The following is an 18,000-nucleotide window of genomic DNA, read 5'->3' on the forward strand; positions in this document are numbered from 1 at the left end:
CGTGCTTCAGGTGTTTTTCGCGGGGAGGCCGTGCTCGATGACGTCCAGGGCGCGGTCGAGGAGGTCCTGGAGGTCGTCCTTGAAGTCGTGCTCGGCCCAGTACAGGGAGATCTCCGCGAGGCCGCCGATGAGGGACATCGTGAAGACCCGTACCTCGAAGCTGTCCTGTGCCATGCCGGTGCGCTCGGCGATGGCCTCGCCGAGCATCCGGCCGGTGACCGACATGCTCTCCAGCATCCGGGAGCGCACCGCCGGAACCTGGACCAGCAGATGCGAACGCAGCCGGACGACCTCGGGGTCCTCCTCCGTCGCGGCGCCGATGGCCAGCCGCACGACGTACCGCAGGGACTCCATCCACGGCTCGTCCGCAGGCCGCTTGCGCAGTTCCGCCAGCAGGATCGGGTCGTACTCGTCCGTGAGGACGATGTCCTCCTTGGTCGGGAAGTAGCGGAAGACCGTGGACGGCGACACCTCGGCGCGCTCGGCGATCTGCTCGATCGTGGTGGCGTCGTAGCCCTGCTCCTTGATCAGGGTGTACGTCGCCTCACGGATCGCCATCCGGGTCTTGATCTTCTTCCGTTCGCGAAGCCCCAGCTGGGGGCGTTCGGGGAGGGGGACGGGGCGTGCGGGTGTCATGCGGGTCATTGTCGGGCATCGGCCTGTTCGGCGGCCATGTCCGCGGTGGTGGAGGTCTCGGTCGGGCGGGGTGTGGCCGGCAGGAACGCCGCCGCCGGCAGGGCGGCGACGAGGGCCGCGACGCCGCACACCAGCAGGCGACCCCCGTGCCGTGCACGTACGCGCTGTTCGCGGAGGCCGCGAGCTGAGCCGCGTCGGCCAGCGCGCCGACCAGCGACCCGGCGAGGAGGATAGTGCCTGAAGTGACAGTGTCCATGAAATGAGAGGTGCTATCAAAAGAATGCTGCTGTCCGCGGGGAAAGGGCATGCAAAAAGGGCCCCGGCTCGCTAGCCGTGGCCCTTGAAGGAGTTGCGTGGTGGGTTACCCGTGCTGGTACGCCACCAGCGAGATCCCGACGTAGTGCGCGATGAACGCCGCCAGCGTGAAGGAGTGGAAGACCTCGTGGAAGCCGAACCAGCGCGGTGACGGGTTGGGGCGCTTGATGCCGTAGATCACGCCGCCCGCGCTGTAGAGGACACCGCCCACGATCACCAGGACCAGTACCGCGATGCCGCCGGTGCGCATGAAGTCCGGCAGGAAGAAGACGGCCGCCCAGCCCATCGCGATGTAGCAGGGGGTGTAGAGCCAGCGCGGGGCACCGACCCAGAAGACCCGGAAGACGATTCCGGCCAGCGCGGCCGCCCAGATTCCCCACAGCAGCCACTGCCCCTTGGCTCCCGGCAGGAGCAGCATGGTCAGCGGTGTGTACGTGCCCGCGATGATCAGGAAGATGTTGGCGTGATCCAGTCGGCGCAGGATGCCGTCCATGCGCGGGCTCCAGTTGCCCCGGTGGTACAGCGCGCTCACGCCGAACAGCAGGCAGGCCGTGAGGGCGTAGATCCCGCAGGCGAGCCGGCCGCGGGGGGAGTCGGCGAGGGCGGTGAGCACCAGGCCCGCGACGAGGACGGCCGGAAACATGCCGAGGTGCAGCCAGCCGCGGAGTCTGGGCTTGATCTCTTCGGTGATCTGGTGCGCGTGGTGCGCGATCTGGTGTGGCAGGGAGGGCGCGTCGGGATCGCGGCCGTCGGCCGGCCTGTCCGTGGGCGCGTCGGGGACGGGCGCAGTCATGCGGGGCATCGTACCTACGGAACCGTAAGTTACGCGTCAGGGCGGCCAGATGGGGGCCCGTAAGTGGCCATCGTCTCATGGGGTACCCGGTGTGGCCACACCACGGGTGAAGCCGTGGTGACGCATCGAAAACATCTGGATGAGTGGCGATGCTCACGCCGCTCACCTGTGACGCCCTCTGGACATATGCGCAGACCCGTCGGATGATCAAATGAGTGCGGTCGGCACCGGATGAGCGCGGAAGATCGAGACGCATCCCGTCCGCGAAGCATCCGGGTCGCGGCCCCCACGGGGCATACAAGGGCATATTTCAGGACAAAATCCCTCACTTAGGAGCAACCGTGGCGCGCGACATCGCGGCTCCCCCCGTCGTTCCCACCAACCATCAGGGGCTGATCTCGTGGGTCGACGAGATCGCTGAACTGACGCAGCCGGACAACGTGGTCTGGTGTGACGGATCCGAGGCCGAGTACGACCGTCTGAGCGAGGAGCTCGTCGCGAAGGGCACCTTCCGCAGGCTCGATCCGATCAAGCGCCCCAACTCCTACTACGCCGCCTCCGACCCGACCGACGTCGCCCGCGTCGAGGACCGGACCTTCATCTGCTCCGAGAAGGAAGAGGACGCGGGCCCGACGAACCACTGGATGGACCCGGCCGAGATGCGTGAGGTCTTCTCCGGTGAGAAGGGCGTCTTCCGCGGCTCGATGCGCGGCCGGACCATGTACGTCGTCCCGTTCTGCATGGGCCCGCTCGGCTCCAAGCTGTCCGCGATCGGCGTGGAGATCACCGACTCCGCCTACGTCGCCGTCTCCATGCGCACCATGACCCGCATGGGGCAGGCCGTCCTCGACGAGCTCGGCGACGACGGCTTCTTCGTGAAGGCCGTGCACTCCGTCGGCGCCCCGCTGGAGGAAGGCCAGGAGGACGTCCCCTGGCCCTGCAACCAGACCAAGTACATCTCCCACTTCCCGGAGAGCCGCGAGATCTGGTCCTACGGCTCCGGCTACGGCGGCAACGCCCTGCTCGGCAAGAAGTGCTACGCCCTGCGCATCGCCTCCGTCATGGCCCGCGACGAGGGCTGGCTCGCCGAGCACATGCTGATCCTCAAACTCACCCCGCCGCAGGGCGAGTCCAAGTACGTCGCCGCCGCCTTCCCGAGCGCCTGCGGCAAGACGAACCTCGCCATGCTGGAGCCCACCATCTCCGGCTGGACGGTCGAGACGATCGGCGACGACATCGCCTGGATGCGCTTCGGCGAGGACGGCCGCCTGTACGCCATCAACCCCGAGGCCGGCTTCTTCGGCGTCGCTCCCGGCACCGGTGAGCACACCAACGCCAACGCGATGAAGACGCTGTGGGGCAACTCGGTCTTCACCAACGTCGCCCTCACCGACGACAACGACATCTGGTGGGAGGGCATGACGGAGGAGACCCCGGCCCACCTCACCGACTGGAAGGGCAACGACTGGACGCCGGACAGCCAGACCCCGGCCGCCCACCCCAACGCCCGCTTCACGGTCCCCGCGTCCCAGTGCCCGATCATCGCGCCCGAGTGGGAGGACCCCAAGGGCGTGCCGATCTCGGCGATCCTTTTCGGCGGGCGGCGCGCCACGGCCGTACCGCTCGTGACCGAGTCCTTCGACTGGAACCACGGCGTGTTCCTCGGCGCCAACGTGGCGAGCGAGAAGACCGCCGCCGCCGAGGGCAAGGTCGGCGAGCTGCGCCGCGACCCGTTCGCGATGCTGCCCTTCTGCGGCTACAACATGGGCGACTACATGGCCCACTGGGTCGACGTCGCCAAGGACAAGGACCAGTCCAAGCTGCCGAAGATCTACTACGTCAACTGGTTCCGCAAGAACGACGAGGGCAAGTTCGTCTGGCCCGGCTTCGGTGAGAACAGCCGGGTCCTGAAGTGGATCGTCGAGCGCCTGGAGGGCAAGGCGGAGGGCGTCGAGACCCCGATCGGCATCCTGCCGGCCAAGGGCGCGCTGGACACGAACGGCCTCGAACTGTCGGACTCCGATCTCGACTTCCTGCTCACCGTCGACAAGGAGGTCTGGCGCGAGGAGGCCGCGCTGGTCCCTGACCACCTCAACACCTTCGGCGACCACACGCCGAAGGAGCTGTGGGACGAGTACCGCGCGTTGGTTGAGCGCCTGGGCTGAGTCCCGACCCGAAGACTCCGCGGCCGGTTGGGATGCCCTGACCAGTGATCGTCACGGCCGGCCGCGGTGCGGTACGGCGAAGCCGCGCACAATGGCGTGTGTGGTTCTGGGCCTGCTGTTGTCGACTCCGTCCGCCCCGACGGGGGTGACGGCGGCAGGCCTTCGCCATGTGCGGGGCTCGCCGTTGGCGGTGCGTGTGGTGTGCCGGGTGCGGGTTGCGTTGTGGCTGGTCGCGCCCACGCGGCGGAGCCGCAAATCGACACAGTCCCGCGCCCCTTTGGGGCGCTACTGGGAACGGTCCTCCAAGTAGCGGGTGTGGGACTCCTGCCGACGGGCCTCCGTCTCTCGCAAGGCTGCCGCCAGCTGCTCGGCCTCCTTCTTCAGTAGGCCCAGCTGGCGCTCCAGATGCAGCTCCGGAGACTCCGTGCCCGGTGTCATCCGCGTCCACCACCGAGTCCGTACGAAACTGTCGACGGCCTCCGGAAGGTCGCGCCGCACGATCCGGGAGAGCATGTGCACGCCCTCCGGATCGTGCGCCAGCAGCTCGGCCACCCAGCCCTTGTCGAGCAGCGCGGCCAGCAGCTCGGTGAGTTCACGTAGCCGGGCAGCGGCCGTGACCGACAGCTCGATCTCCGTCAGATAGCCGCGCAGCTTCTCGAAGTCGTCCCGTACCTCGTCCAACTGGGCCGACGGGTCCGGGAACTCGGGCAGCGCGGGCCGCTCCGGCGGGGCGATCAGCGCGCCCGCGCCGTAGAGGCCGGCGACGACGACGGGCCAGTACGGACCCGCCACCCCCGTGAAGGTCAGCCCCAGGCCGACCAGCCCGCACGCGCTGCCGGCGATGTTCTTGCGGGACTCCAGGTACCCGGTGAATCTACTGGTAGCCACGGATCTCCTCGAAGGCGCCGTCCAGCGAGCCCTCCTGGGCGTCGAAGAGGCGGCCGCCGGTCAGCTCGGCGATGTGCTCCAGCTCGGACTTGTCGGAGTCGCCGAAGAGGATGGGGAAGACGGGCGTCTCCCGCCGGTCGCGGTCGAGCCCGGCGTAGAAGGAGTCGAAGTCGGCTGCCTCGGCGCCGGCGGTGTTCTCGCCGTCCGTCATCAGCACGATCGACGTGAACGTGTCCTGGGACCGACCGGCGCCGAGATGGTCGTACGCCTTCTCCAGCGAGGTGAAGATCGCGGTGTCGCCCTCGGCGGACAGCGCCTCGGTGTCCTCGCGGATCCCGTCGAGCCCGGCCTTCGGGTCGGCCGGCTCCACGACATGCGTCCGCACGCTCTTCACGTCCGACCCGAAGGGCATCAGCGTGACCTCCTCGCGCTCACGGAAGTCGCCGGTGAGGTCGGTGAGCGCCCGCTTCAGCTGCTCCAGGCGGTCGCCCTCCATCGAGCCCGAGGTGTCGAGGACGTAGACCGTCCTGGACGGGCGGCGCAGCTCGTTCTCGTACGAGTCCAGCAGGCCGTCGGCGACGGAACGGGTGCCCGGGAAGGGCAGTTCGCGCCGTCGGGCGGGGTCGAGACCGGACGCGGGCGGGACGGAGGCGACGACCGGGCGGCGATGGGTGCGCTCGGTGATCAGCCGCTGGACGTCCTCGGTGCGCAGCGCCTCGGTGACACGGCGGACGTCGTCGCGGGTCGCGGCGTCGGTCGACGCGAGGGAGGAGAGCGGATAGTCGGCGGTGACGACGCCGTCCGTGGGGCGGATCACGGTCAGGCCCGGGATGCCCTTGAGAACGGACTCGTAGTTGAGCAGCGCGTCCACGTTTCCGCGCCGCTTGTACGCCGTCGCCAGCCAGCCCGACGAACCCGACGTCAGCTTCTGCCCCTTGAAGAACTCCTTCAGCCGGGGCGTGGCCTTGTCGACGTCCGCGTCCGTCAGGGCCGACTGGGCGCCCGAGAGGGCGGAGGCGACGGAGACGAGGGTGGCGAAGCCGGAGTTGGAGCGGGCCGGATCGGTCATGCCGTAGGTCAGACGGCCGTCCTGGACGGCCTGCTCGACCTGCGACCAGGTGACGTCGTCCGGCTTCCAGCCCAGCGTGCCGAGGGTCGTGGTCCTGACCCCGACGGCGACCGGGCTCGACATCACCGGGGTCTCCGACACGACCTTCTTCGCCGCTTCCGGCCGTAGCCGCAGATAGTCGTTGCTGGACAGCCACAGCGCGTCGTACTGCCCGTCCGCCTTGCCCTTCGCCAGCAGCTCCACCGCGTCCAGGGTGCCCATGTAGGTGGGCCGGACCTTGATGCCGGTGTCGTCGGCGATCCGGTCGAGGACCGGGGTCATGTCACCGAGCTCGCTGGAGGCGAGGACGCAGGGTGCCGGGCTGCGGGGCGTTGTCCGGCTCGTCGGCCGCCTTCTGTGAGGTGCAGGCCGTGAGCAGGGCGAGCGCGGAGAGGGCGACGGCGAGCAGACGTCGGCCTTGGGCGTGTCTCATCCGAGCCCACCCTCCAGCGCGCCCTGCGAACGGCTGCGCTCCAGGTAGGCGCTCGCGTGCTGCAGTTCGGCGGTCAGGTTCTCCACGGTCGTCGCCATCGCCTCGGTCGCCTGGACCTTGTAGGTGTCGATCGCGTCGAGCGTGCGGTAGATCTGCTGGAAGGCGTTGCGGAGGGTCTCCGCTCCCACCGCCGGATCGGCGGCGATGCGCTGGATCTCACCGCTCTGCGTGGCGAGCATCTCGGCGTTGCCCCGAATGAGATCCTCGGTGGTCCCGCGCAGGGCGTTGACCTGCTCGACGACCTTCTTCTGGTTGTCGAGCGCGGAGGCCAGCATCACCGAGATCCGCAGCGCCGAGACGGTCGTGGTCGCCGCCCGGTCGACGCCCTTGATCAGCTCCTCGTTGTTACGCCGTACGACGTCCATGGCGAGGTATCCCTGCGCGCACACCGCGAGCTGGGTGAGCAGGTCCTGGTGCTTCTGCCGGACCGGGAAGAGGATGTCGGCGCGCAGACCGTCGGCCTGCTGGGGGTCGGTGACCTGGGCGATGTGCTGCTCGACAGCGGTGTCCAGGGCCTCGGTCAGGACGACGTACTCCTGGAGCTTGCCCATGCTCTCCCAGAGCCGCACCCGCTCGGTCTGCAGGGCGGCGTTGTCCCGCCGCAGCTCGTCCTGCCCACCCCGCAGCGATCCCACGATCCTGTTCAGCGTCCCTTGCGCGGAGGCGTACTTGGCGACGTGGTCGCGCAGCTTGTTGCCGCCGGGCAGCCTGGACAGGAACTTGCGCCCCTTGGAAGCGGGCAGGTCCCGCGGATCCAGGTCCTCCACGACCCGCCGCAGTTCCACGAGCGAGCCGGCGACCTGCGACTGCGCGTCCCCGCCCTTGTCGGGCAGGCTGCGGATGGTCCGCTCCAGCATGCGGTTGGACTGCGCGGCGGCGGTACGCATCTCACCCGCGCCCAGTGCGGTGATCTCCCCGACCTTGCCGGCGAACTCGGGGGAGCGGGCGTCGAGCGCCGCGATCCCCGCCACATACTCGGACGCCTTCTTGGCCATGTCGGTACGGACCCCCTCGTCGACCGGGACGAGTCCGCCGGCCTTCTCGCGCGGCACCGTGGCCACGGGCTCGGGCGGAGTGAGGACGAAGGTGTCGTCGCTGTTGGTCATGTACTGCTGCCCCCCTTATCCGCGCGCCCGTCGCGCCAGCTCGTGCAGCACCTCGGAGGTGGGCACGGCCGCCTGGTGGACGCCGGTCAGTTCCTGCTTGAGATAGGTGGTGTCCGATGCGAACTCGGCGGCCCCGCCCTGCGGCCGGAACCCGTGCCGGGCCGCCAGCTCCCGCAACCGCTTGTCCTGGGAGAGGAGTGCGGCGACGGCATTGCCCTTCTCGGTCAGCGGTACGACCGTGTGGTCGCTGTTCACCGTGGTGTCCGGGTACAGGACGACGAGGTCGTCGGGCTGCTGCCCTTCCGCCAGCAGGGAGGCGACCTGGGACTCGTAGACCACGACGAGCGGATTGCCGGCCCCGCTGACGAAGTCCCGGAAGACGGCGTCACTGCTCGACTGCTGGGCGCCCTGCACGCGGACCAGCTTCTGCAGCAGAGGTGCGGTGCGCCCGATCTCGGCGTCGGTGGCGACCACCTTGCCGCCGTTCTCGACATAGGAGGCGGCGGCCAGATACAGGGCGCCGGAGTTCGAGGTCTCGGGATCGGTGCTGGACAGGTACAGGGTGCCCGTCAACTCGCCGTACTTCTGGGCGCCCTTGAGCTGCTGCCAGGTGCGGTCTGCGCGGGCGGCGGCCAGATAGGCGGCCATCGTGAAGGTGCCGCGATGCTCGGTGTCCAGGGTGGCCAGCTTGTTCGCCGCGAGCACCTCGGCGGCGTTCCTGTGCGCCACGACGACGAGGGGCGAGTAGAAGAGGCGGGGGAGGGTCCCCGTCACCTTGTACTTCGCGGCGAGTTCGACGGCCGGCGCCTGACTCGACGGCAGCGCGAGGTCGTACCCCTCGAGGTCCAGCCCCTCCATGGCCCAGGACCCGGAGGTCTCGGCCTTCACGGTGTAGCCCTTGGCGGCGAGGGCCTTCACCACGTCGGGATCGGCGAAGAACTCGGCCTTCTCCGACCCGATCACAGCTTGCACGGTCTTCGTTGCCGTGCCGTCCTCACTACTGCGGCCCGCGACGACGGCGACCACCACGCCACCGATCAGCAACACCGCGAGGATGATTCCTGCGATACGTCTCACGCGGGGAGAGTGCTCGCGGAATTCAACGTTCCCCGCCGGAAGGGATGAACGGGAGGTGTCATACCGGTCCCGGTACAACACGGGTCAGCGGCAACGCCCTGCTTTTAGGGGCGCGGGGAACTGCGCGACCAGCCACACACAACCGTCAGCCGCTAAACGACAAACTATGGCAACCCGGTCCGCGCGTCACTGCGGGTGCACGCGGACCGGGGCCGTTAAAGGGGGCGTCAGCCGACGCCGGTCAATTCCTGCGGCTCGGCCAGCGCAGCGGCATGCGCGTCCATGCGCTCGGCGGCGAGAATCGCGGCAGCGGTATCCGCACGAGACGCGGCAACGACCAACGCCCGCCCCGCAAGGGCATGCGCCCGGCGGTGCAGCGCCGCAGTCCCCGCCTCGCCGCCGGCGGCCGACGCCGACGTCCGGACCGGCGTCGTGCCACCCCGCAGCCGGCCCACCTCCTCGGCGAGCCGCTCGGCGGCCGCGTCGAGGTCGGTCGACGGCTCAAGCGAGCGCAGCGCATCCGTGACGGCGAGCAGCGCGGCGAGATGGCCCGCGAGCTGGATGTCCAGCTCCTCCTCACGCGAGCGGTGGGGGAAGTCGGTGGTGTTGCCGGCCATCGTGCTGTGGACCGACTTGGTGCGGATCGGTTCGTACATGGGGATGGCCTCCTGTGCGCTGACAGGAAGCCATCCTAGCTTAGATTCCGTCTAAAGTTGAGCGCTTCGCAAAACAGGACGGTCCGCATACATAGCGTGAGCGTCAGGGCTGGCTGTAGCCGTCCAGGAACCGCCCGATCCGCCCCACCGCGTCCCGCAGGTCCGTGACCGTCGGAAGGGTCACCACCCGGAAGTGATCGGACTCCGGCCAGTTGAAGCCGCTGCCCTGCACCACCATGATCTTCTCGCGCCGCAGCAGGTCCAGGACCATCTGTCGATCGTCCTTGATCTTGAAAACCTTGGGGTCGAGCCTGGGGAAGAGATACAGCGCCCCCTTCGGCCGTACGCACGTGACGCCGGGGATCTGCGTCAGCAGCTCGTACGCCACATCCATCTGCTCCTTCAGCCGCCCCCCGGGCAGCACCAGGTCATTGATGGACTGCCGCCCGCTCAGCGCGGCCACGACCCCGTGCTGACCGGGCATGTTCGCGCACAGCCGCATGTTCGCGAGGATGGTGAGGCCCTCGATGTAGGAGTCGGCGTGGGCGCGGGGGCCCGAGATCGACATCCACCCGACCCGGTATCCGGCGACCCGGTAGGCCTTCGACATGCCGTTGAAGGTGAGGGTGAGCAGGTCGGGGGCGACGGCGGCGGTCGGGGTATGGGAGGCCCCGTCGTACAGGATCTTGTCGTAGATCTCGTCCGAGCAGACGAGCAGGTTGTGCCGCCGGGCGATGTCCGTCAGCCCTCGCAGCACGGCCGCGTCGTACACGGCACCCGTCGGGTTGTTGGGGTTGATGATGACGATGGCCTTGGTGCGGTCGGTGACCTTGCGCTCGATGTCGGCGAGGTCGGGCATCCAGTCGGCCTGCTCGTCGCACCGGTAGTGGACGGCGGTGCCGCCGGACAGCGAGACGGCGGCGGTCCACAGCGGATAGTCGGGAGCCGGAACCAGCACCTCGTCGCCGTCGTCCAGCAGCCCCTGCATCGCCATGACGATCAGCTCGGAGACGCCGTTGCCGATGAAGACGTGCTCGACGTCGGTCTCGATGCCGAGGGTCTGGTTGTGCATGACGACGGCCCGGCGCGCGGCGAGCAGCCCCTTCGCGTCCCCGTACCCGTGTGCCGTGGACACGTTCCGGAGGATGTCCTCCAGGATCTCGGGCGGACACTCGAAACCGAACGCGGCCGGGTTCCCGGTGTTCAGCTTGAGGATCCGATGCCCCGCCGACTCGAGCCGCATCGCCTCCTCGAGCACCGGGCCCCGGATCTCGTAACAGACGTTGGCGAGCTTGGTCGACTGGATCACCTGCATGTCAAGGAGCTTACGGCCGCGTAACGTCCGGTGGGCCGTGTTTTCCGACACGTGAGACGCGGGGGTTTGGCCCGTTATCGCCGGTAGCTGTCCCGCCGGTCCCTCCGGTCCCTACAATGCGCGCTCATGTCCAGCCCGCCTGAGCACGACAACGGAAGGTACGGGGCGAACAGCGCCTACGGTGCCCCCGGTGCGCACGTCACCCCTGGCGGGATTCGGCCGACGGACGTGCCCGGGATGTCACCGAACGTGTACCACCCGCGGGTCGAGTCGTCCCCGCGTTACGAGGCGTACGCCGACCCCGCGACCGCCCACGGGTGGCAGAACGCGTACGACGAGACGACCGAGCTGCCTCCGGTGGTCGAGGGGGCGGATGGTGCCCACGAGGACTGCGGCGCCGGTGGCGGCTCCGGTCCCGGCGGTGGCTACGACTACGTCTACGAGGACGGCCACGGCTACGACTACGACGCCGCCCGTGACGCGGGACGCGGCAGCCCCCGCAGCCACCGAGGCCGCCACCAGCCCGGCGTCTGGCGCTCGCGTCGCGTCGCGGTGGTCGCCGGTGTGGTGGGGGCGGTGTCGGTGGGGGCGCTGATAGCCGGGTTCTCCCTGTCCGGGCCCTCCTCGACGGGCGGCACGAAGACCAAGGGCGACAGGACGGCCACGACGTCCGACGACTCGGTGGTGCCGGGTGAGCCATCCGTGGGTACGTCACCAGGTACCCGCCGGTCCGAAGACGCCGATCCGCCGCGAACCACGTCCCCGAGCGCCTCGGCGAGCCCGACCGTGTCGGACGAGGCCGCCTCCGACGCCGCCGCGTCCGACGACAGCACCGAGGAACCCTCGACCGACCCGACCGCCGCCGGGACGGCTCCCTCCGCACCCACCGCGACAGTGACGGCGACGGCGACAGCGACGGGCACCTCCGCCGACAAGCCGGGCCGGGGGCAGGGAAACACGAAGCGCCCCAAGTAGTCACGGCCGCGTCAACTCGCGTGCCGAGCTGGGGCTGCGCGGGGCCGGGGAAGCGACCCGGGTGTCGATCGCGGTCAACGCCGACTCGCTGGCGAAGCGGGGGCTCCTGACGCACGAACTGCAGCCGTGCCGCGCGCTCGTCGGGGTCGCGGCGGTAGGTCACCACGCCCGCTGCCGCTCGCTTGTGGTGATCCGATCACCCTCTCGTGAACGTCCTGCGCCGCCCGCCGAACACACCGGTCCGCCGTGATAGGGAATCCCCTACGGCGCGAACTCACCAGTAACCAACTCCTTGTCCACACCCCCCTCCTGCGTGAGAATGCGCATGACAAAAGTGCGGGTGGCCGGAGATTTTCCGGTCACCCTCCTCGTATGAGGGGACCCCCACATGAGAAAACCTCTCGGCGCCGCCCTCCTCGCCCTGGCGATAGCCGGGGCCGGCGCCGCGCCCGCGGTCGCGGCTCCCGTGGACACGGCAGAGTCCTTCGGCAAGAGCGTGGACGCGGACACGATCACGTCCGTGGTCCACGACGCCGTCACGTCCACCACGGAGAGCCTCAACCGGACCCTGAACCCCTCGGTCCAGGCCGTCGACTTCGCGGGTACCGTCTCGCTCAGCAACTGTTCCGGCTCGGTCGTCCGGTTCCCGGACTCGGAGGACAACGACCCGGCGCTGGTGATGTCCAACGGCCACTGTCTGGAGACCGGCATGCCGGGACCCGGACAGGTCGTCGTCGACCGGGCGTCCAGCCGGACGTTCGGCCTGCTCAACTCGTCCGGCTCCCGGGTCGGCACGCTGCGCGCCAGCAAGATCGCTTACGGGACCATGACCGACACGGACGTGGCGATCTATCAGCTCACCACCACGTACGCGCAGATCAAGAGCTCGTACGGGATCGACGCGCTGAAGGTGGCCGACACCCACCCGGTCGCCGGCACGGCCATCACGGTCGCCTCCGGTTACTGGAAGCGGCTGTACAACTGCAACATCGACGGGTTCGCATACCGCCTCAAGGAAGGCGACTGGACCTTCAAGGACTCGGTCCGCTACACCTCCGCCTGCAACACCATCGGCGGCACCTCCGGCTCCCCCGTCATCGACCAGGCCACGAAGCAGGTCGTCGCCGTCAACAACACCGGCAACGAGGACGGCCAGCGCTGCACGGTCAACAACCCGTGCGAGGTGGACGAGAGCGGCAACGTCACCGTCCGCCAGGGCATCAACTACGCCCAGCAGACGTACCAGATCCCCGCCTGCTTCGGCGTCGACAACAAGCTCGACCTGAGCGCGAGCGGGTGCGTACTGCCCAAGCCGTAACAGCGGCAAGGGGATCGGGGCGGGTGGTCCCGGGGTACCGCGGCAGTTCAGCGCGGTGTCCTGCGGACTGCCCGCCCCGCCAGTACGTCCGTCCTGCGGCCGTCCTCGATCACGAAGCGGCCGTCGACGAGGACGTACGGGATGCCGGTGGGCAGCTTCCTCGGTTCCTCGAACGTCGAACCCGCCGCCACCGTCCGCGGGTCGAACAGCACCAGGTCCGCCCGGTGACCCTCGCGGACCAGCCCTCGGTCCGGCAGTCGCAGCCGGGCCGCCGGGCGCGAGGTCAGATGGGCCACGCACTCCTCCAGTGACAGGACCCCCAACTCCCGTACGTAGTGGCCGAGGTAGTGCGGGAACGTTCCGTACGCCCTCGGATGCGGCTTCGTGCCCTGCAGGATGCCGTCCGAGCCGCCCGTGTGGACGTGGTGCCGCATGATCGTCCGCACGTTCTCCTCGTGGCCGACGTGCTGCAGGATCGTCGAACCCAGCCGGTCGTCCAGGAGGAGACGGCGAGCGGTCACCCACGGGTCCTCGCCCCGCGCGTCCGCCGACTGCCGGATCGTACGGCCGACGAAGTCCCCGAGCGCCGGGTCGCTCACGCCGGAGATCTCGATCGTGTCCCACTCGATGGGCACCCCGTGGCAGCCGTCCGCGCCGATGACCTCCATGTGGTGGCGGATGCGTTCGGCGGTGTCGTCGTCCGTGAGGCGGGCCAGGACCGCCTCGGGCCCGCCCTCGCTCGCCCAGCTCGGCAGCATGGCGACGAGCGTCGTGCAGCCGGGTGTGTAGGGGTAGGTGTCGAGGCTGATGTCGGCTCCTTCGGCGAGCGCCTCGTCCAGCAGCGACAGCAGCTCGGGCGCCCGGCCCTTGTTCACGCCGAAGTTCATGGTGGCGTGGGCCAGGTGGAGAGCGCAGCCCGCCTCCCTCGTCAGGGCCACCATCTCCTCGTACGCCTCCAGGGCGCCGGCCCCGTAGGAGCGGTGGTGCGGGCAGTAGTAGCCGCCGTACGACGCCACCACCCGGCACAGCTCCGTCAGCTCGGCGTCCTTGGCGTACATGCCGGGCGTGTAGGTCAGCCCGGACGACAGGCCGACGGCGCCCTGCTCCATGCCCTCCGCGACGAGCTGCCGCATCCGGTCCAGCTCGTCCGGCGTCGCCTCCCGGTCCTCCCAGCCGACGGCGAGCGCGCGGACCGTGCCCTGCGGGATGAGGTACGCCGCGTTCACGGCGATGCCCCGGCCTTCGAAACCGGAGTCGAGGCGGTCCAGGTACTCACCCACCGACCGCCAGTCGAAGTCGATGTCGTCGCCGGAGCCGTTCCAGCCGGTGATCGCGCGGCGGACCTCGGCGAGGGTGCGGTCGTCGACCGGGGCGTACGACAGCCCGTCCTGACCTATGACCTCCAGGGTGACGCCCTGCGCGGCCTTGGCACTGTGGTCGGGGTCCCGCAGCAGCGCCAGGTCGCTGTGGGCGTGCATGTCGATGAAGCCGGGGGAGAGGACGAGGCCCTCCGCGTCCAGCTCCCGTCGCGCCCTGGGGCGTTGACAGCCGGCCGCGGCCGCCTCCTGGACGATCGACACGATCCGGCCGCCGTCCACGACCACGTCGGCGCGGTAGGAGGGGCCGCCGCTGCCGTCCACGACCTCCGCGTCCCGGATGACGAGTTCTTCCACTGCCGCCACCTCCTAGAAGAACGTGCGGATGTATTCGACGACCGTCCCGTCCGCCTCGGCGACCGGGATCAACTGCCACTTGTCGAACGACGTGCACGGGTGGGACAGCCCCATGCCGAGCCAGTCCCCGACCTCCAGGTCCGCCTCCTCGGTCGTCCGCAGCCACGCGTGCTGGTCGGACAGGCCGGTCACCGAGATGCCGGTGGCCGGGCGCTCGGCGCCGTCGCGGCGGACCACCTGGGCGAACGGCAGATCGAGGTCGTACGCCGCGTCCCGCTTGCCCGCGTTGACGAAGGCCTGGTCGGGGGAGGGGCGGGAGACGACCTGGGCCCACAGCCGGAAGGCGGGTTCGAGTGCGCCCTCCTCCGGGACCCGGTTGAACGGGGTCAGCTTGCGGTAGTGGCCGTCGTCGTGCGAGACGTACGCGCCGGAGCGCAGCAACTTCAGTACGGGAACGGACAGTTCGGGGATCTGGGTGAACACGTCCGCCACCGCGTCGAACCACGCGCTGCCGCCCGCGCTGACGACGATCTCGTCCAGCCCGGCGAACCGGCCCGCCTTGTCGAACTCGACCGCCAGCGCTACCAGCCGCCGCAGCCACGCGTGCACCCGCTCGGTGTCTGCCTGCGGGACCTCGCCCTCGTACCCCGCGACACCGACCAGCCGCAGTGACGGCACGGCGGCCACCGCGTCCGCGACGGCCGCGCACTCCGCCTCCGTACGGACGCCGGTACGGGCGCCCTCACCGGCGGCGAGTTCGACGACGACGTCCACCGGGCGGGCGGCTCCCGCGCCGCTGAGCGCCGCGTCCATCAGCTCCACGCCGCGCACGGAGTCGACGTAGCAGACGAGACGGAAGTCCGGGTCGGCGCTGAGCTCGCCGGCGATCCAGCGCAGGGCGGCCGCGTCCACCAGCTCGTTCGCGAGGAAGACCCGCTGGACGCCGTACGCCCGCGCGACCCGCACCTGGTGCGGCACCGCGAGCGTGATGCCCCACGCGCCGTGCTCGATCTGCCGCTGGAACAGCTGGGGCGCCATGGAGGTCTTGCCGTGCGGGGCGAAGGCGAGGCCGTGGCGGGCGGCGTACGTCTCCATGAGGTCGAGGTTGTGCTCCAGTCGCTCGGCGGAGAGCGCGAGGACGGGAGTGGCGAAACCGCCGGTGAAGAGGTTGCGGCGCTGGGCGGCGAGCTCCGCGACGGTCAGGCCGTCGGCGTCCGGGGGGAGGCCCTTGAAGCGGTGGTCGACGCGGTCCTCTGCGAGGCGGGCGAGGGCTTCGTGAGGGCTGTCGGCTGTCATGGAGCCTCCCTGATCTGGGTGGTTGCATTAGCTGCAATGCTCATTGCGTATATCGCTTACCGCTGTCTAACATCTCGGCCAACGCGGGGTCAACGAAAGCCGCGTCCCGCGAACCCGCCGAGGAGCTACGACGATCGTGACTGTCACCGGACCCCGCAATGCCCTCGACGTCGTCGACGTTGTCGCGCTCGGCGAGTCCATGGTCACGTTCCTGCCGACCCGACCGGGGCGGCTCGCCGATGTGCCGTCGTTCGAGCGGGGGATCGGGGGCGCGGAGTCGAACGTGGCCTGCGGGCTCGCTGCCGCGGGGCATGCGGTGCGGTGGGTGAGCCGGGTGGGGGCGGACGGGTTCGGCGACCACTTGGTGGAGGCGATCGGAGGGTACGGCGTCGACGTCTCGGCCGTCCGCCGGGATCCGGTGCGGCCGACGGGGGTGTACTTCCGTACGGCGGAGGACCGGGGGACGGATGCGCACGAGGTGGCGTACTACCGGGCGGGGTCGGCGGCGTCGGCGATGTCCGTGGCGAACGTGGACCTTGGGGCGGTGCGGGCGGGGCGGGTGCTGCATCTTTCGGGGATCACTGCGGCGTTGTCGGAGGGGTGCCTGGAGCTGATGCGGGAGCTGACGGGGCCGGTGGAGGGGCGGCCGCTGGTGTCCTTCGACGTCAACTACCGGGCGGGGTTGTGGGGAGACGGCAGCGGTCCGATGGTGCTGCTGGATCTGGCGCGCGGGGCTGATGTGGTGTTCGTGGGGGAGGACGAGGCTGAAGCGGCCTGGGGGATCACGGGGGGACCGGAGGCGGTGCGTGCGTTGTTGCCGGAGCCGCGGGTGTTGGTGGTGAAGCGGGGGCCAGTGGGGGCTACAGCTTTCGTGTCGGCTGCGGGTGGTGGTGGGCTGGTCGCGCCCACGCGGCGGAGCCGCAAGTGTCACAGCCCCGCGCCCCTTGGGTTGGCCGACAGCCGCCAGTCGCAAGCCGCGGACGGCCGACCCGCGCAGCCTGCGGGCAGTCGTGCCGCTGGGGCGGCTCCCGACCCAAAGAAGGGCGGCACCTCGTCAGCGCCGAGTTGCGCGTCCCACCCCCGGCCCACCCCGACTCCGGGCACCGCACAGCCGACGACCACCTTCGCACCCGCCCTCCACGTCACCCCCGTGGCAACGGTTGGCGCAGGCGACGCATTCGCCGCCGGCTTCCTCTCCGCAACCCTCCGCGACCTGCCCATGAAGGACCGCCTCCGCCACGCCCACCTCTGGGCCGCCGCCACCCTCACCGCCCCCGGCGACCTCGCCCCACCCCCCTCCCGCGACCACGCCGACCGCCTGGCCGCCCTCGACGACGTCGCGTGGGAGAAACTTCGACTCGGCCCCGGCTGGACGCAAGCCGCACACAGGGCCGACGAGGAGGTACGCACACCATGAGCCAGACCGTCGACCGCGCACTCAGCATCCTGCCGCTGCTCGCGGAGGGCCCCGCCGACCTCGGCCAGGTCGCCGACCGCCTGGGCGTGCACAAATCCACGGCCCTCCGCCTCCTGCGCACCCTCCACGAGCACGGCATGGTCTACCGCCAGTCCGACCAGCGCTACCGCCTCGGCGCCCGCCTCATCGCCCTCGCCCAGGAGGCGATGGAGAACCTCGACATCCGCGAGATCGCCCACCCCCACCTCGTACGCCTCAACGAGCAGTGCGGACACACCGTCCACCTCGCCGTGTACGAGGAGGACGAGGTCCTCTACATCGACAAGGTGGAGAGCCGCTACCCGGTGCGGATGTACTCGCGGATCGGCAAGCCGGTCGCCATCACGGTCGCCGCCGTCGCGAAGCTGCTGCTCGCCGACCTGCCCGAGCACGAGCGCCGCGCCCTCTCCGACAAGCTCGACTACCCCATGTACACGTCCCGTTCGACGCCCAATCAAGAGGCCTTCCTCAAGGAGCTGGCCAAGGTGCGCGAACAGGGCTGGGCCACCGACCTCGGTGGCCACGAGGAGTCCATCAACTGCGTCGCCGCGCCGATCCGTGGTGCCGACGGCCGGGTCGTCGCCGCGATGTCGGTCTCCGCGCCGAACGTCGTGGTCACCGCCGACGAACTCCTCACCCTGCTCCCGCTGGTGCGCCGTACGGCGGACGACATCAGCGGCGAGTACTCCGGCAGGACCTCAGCGAAGAACCCCGTATGACCGAGGACGGC

15 protein-coding genes and 1 pseudogene are annotated in these 18,000 nt (G+C 69.9%); 5 read left to right on the plus strand and 11 right to left on the minus strand.

Annotated features, from left to right (window positions below; all coding sequences use genetic code 11):
* Positions 1 to 6: 6 nt before the first annotated feature.
* From IF78_RS0119750 to trhA, 3 genes are all read right to left on the minus strand, one after another.
* Entirely contained in the window at positions 7 to 636 is a 630-nt protein-coding gene (locus IF78_RS0119750) for a TetR/AcrR family transcriptional regulator (RefSeq protein WP_167348322.1), read from the minus strand.
* A 5-nt stretch (positions 637 to 641) separates the two neighbouring features.
* Positions 642 to 767 carry a hypothetical protein gene (locus tag IF78_RS46260; protein ID WP_267882961.1) on the minus strand — a complete coding sequence of 42 codons (126 nt, stop codon included), beginning with the start codon at positions 765 to 767 and terminating at the stop codon, positions 642 to 644.
* A gap of 230 nt (positions 768 to 997) precedes the next feature.
* Positions 998 to 1,744, minus strand: coding sequence for a PAQR family membrane homeostasis protein TrhA (trhA, locus tag IF78_RS0119760; RefSeq protein ID WP_031483608.1), 747 nt, complete (start codon positions 1,742 to 1,744; stop codon positions 998 to 1,000).
* Between the two features lie 341 nt (positions 1,745 to 2,085).
* On the opposite strand from trhA, the gene IF78_RS0119765 reads away from it, so the two are divergent.
* The gene (locus IF78_RS0119765) at positions 2,086 to 3,909 is read left to right on the plus strand and encodes a phosphoenolpyruvate carboxykinase (GTP) (protein ID WP_031483610.1); all 1,824 of its coding nucleotides are present in this window, start codon (positions 2,086 to 2,088) and stop codon (positions 3,907 to 3,909) included.
* A gap of 285 nt (positions 3,910 to 4,194) precedes the next feature.
* On the opposite strand, the gene IF78_RS0119770 is transcribed toward IF78_RS0119765, so the two are convergent.
* From IF78_RS0119770 to IF78_RS0119795, 6 genes and pseudogenes are all read right to left on the minus strand, one after another.
* Positions 4,195 to 4,797 carry a hypothetical protein gene (locus IF78_RS0119770; RefSeq protein ID WP_031483612.1) on the minus strand — a complete coding sequence of 201 codons (603 nt, stop codon included), beginning with the start codon at positions 4,795 to 4,797 and terminating at the stop codon, positions 4,195 to 4,197.
* A pseudogene (locus tag IF78_RS43735) lies at positions 4,784 to 6,338 on the minus strand (substrate-binding and vWA domain-containing protein). Before IF78_RS43735 ends, IF78_RS0119770 begins: the two are co-directional and overlap by 14 nt.
* Positions 6,335 to 7,504: a toxic anion resistance protein gene (locus IF78_RS0119780; protein WP_031483615.1), complete on the minus strand. Its 1,170-nt coding sequence runs from the start codon at positions 7,502 to 7,504 to the stop codon at positions 6,335 to 6,337. Before IF78_RS0119780 ends, IF78_RS43735 begins: the two are co-directional and overlap by 4 nt.
* A 15-nt stretch (positions 7,505 to 7,519) precedes the next feature.
* Positions 7,520 to 8,581, minus strand: a complete 1,062-nt coding sequence (locus IF78_RS0119785) for a hypothetical protein (RefSeq protein WP_031483617.1) — start codon at positions 8,579 to 8,581, stop codon at positions 7,520 to 7,522.
* Between the two features lie 227 nt (positions 8,582 to 8,808).
* Positions 8,809 to 9,237 (minus strand): SCO4983 family protein, encoded by a 429-nt coding sequence (locus tag IF78_RS0119790; RefSeq protein WP_031483619.1) that lies wholly within the window; start codon positions 9,235 to 9,237, stop codon positions 8,809 to 8,811.
* A gap of 103 nt (positions 9,238 to 9,340) precedes the next feature.
* Entirely contained in the window at positions 9,341 to 10,552 is a 1,212-nt protein-coding gene (locus IF78_RS0119795; RefSeq protein WP_031483621.1) for a pyridoxal phosphate-dependent aminotransferase, read from the minus strand.
* 126 nt (positions 10,553 to 10,678) lie between these two features.
* Here IF78_RS0119795 and IF78_RS47725 point away from each other — a divergent pair, with 126 nt between their 5' ends.
* Together IF78_RS47725 and IF78_RS0119805 are read left to right on the plus strand one after the other, a co-directional pair.
* A complete protein-coding gene (locus IF78_RS47725; RefSeq protein ID WP_158751438.1) occupies positions 10,679 to 11,527 on the plus strand; it encodes a hypothetical protein in 849 nt (282 codons plus the stop codon).
* A gap of 388 nt (positions 11,528 to 11,915) precedes the next feature.
* The gene (locus tag IF78_RS0119805; RefSeq protein ID WP_031483625.1) at positions 11,916 to 12,845 is read left to right on the plus strand and encodes a trypsin-like serine peptidase; all 930 of its coding nucleotides are present in this window, start codon (positions 11,916 to 11,918) and stop codon (positions 12,843 to 12,845) included.
* A 47-nt stretch (positions 12,846 to 12,892) separates the two neighbouring features.
* Here the strand turns inward: IF78_RS0119805 and IF78_RS0119810 are convergent, their stop codons facing one another.
* Both IF78_RS0119810 and IF78_RS0119815 read right to left on the minus strand, forming a co-directional pair.
* Positions 12,893 to 14,518, minus strand: a complete 1,626-nt coding sequence (locus IF78_RS0119810) for an N-acyl-D-amino-acid deacylase family protein (protein WP_031483627.1) — start codon at positions 14,516 to 14,518, stop codon at positions 12,893 to 12,895.
* Between the two features lie 12 nt (positions 14,519 to 14,530).
* Positions 14,531 to 15,814, minus strand: coding sequence for an amino acid deaminase (locus IF78_RS0119815; protein ID WP_031483629.1), 1,284 nt, complete (start codon positions 15,812 to 15,814; stop codon positions 14,531 to 14,533).
* A gap of 199 nt (positions 15,815 to 16,013) precedes the next feature.
* Between IF78_RS0119815 and IF78_RS0119820 the strand changes: the two genes are divergently transcribed.
* Both IF78_RS0119820 and IF78_RS0119825 read left to right on the plus strand, forming a co-directional pair.
* Positions 16,014 to 17,231, plus strand: a complete 1,218-nt coding sequence (locus tag IF78_RS0119820; RefSeq protein WP_078662520.1) for a sugar kinase — start codon at positions 16,014 to 16,016, stop codon at positions 17,229 to 17,231.
* A complete protein-coding gene (locus IF78_RS0119825) occupies positions 17,228 to 17,989 on the plus strand; it encodes an IclR family transcriptional regulator (RefSeq protein WP_031483633.1) in 762 nt (253 codons plus the stop codon). The genes IF78_RS0119820 and IF78_RS0119825 overlap by 4 nt, the downstream gene beginning before the upstream one ends.
* The last annotated feature ends 11 nt before the right edge of the window (positions 17,990 to 18,000 follow it).

This window comes from Streptomyces bicolor, from assembly GCF_000719285.1.
GTDB classification, from domain to species: Bacteria; Actinomycetota; Actinomycetes; order Streptomycetales; family Streptomycetaceae; genus Streptomyces; species Streptomyces bicolor.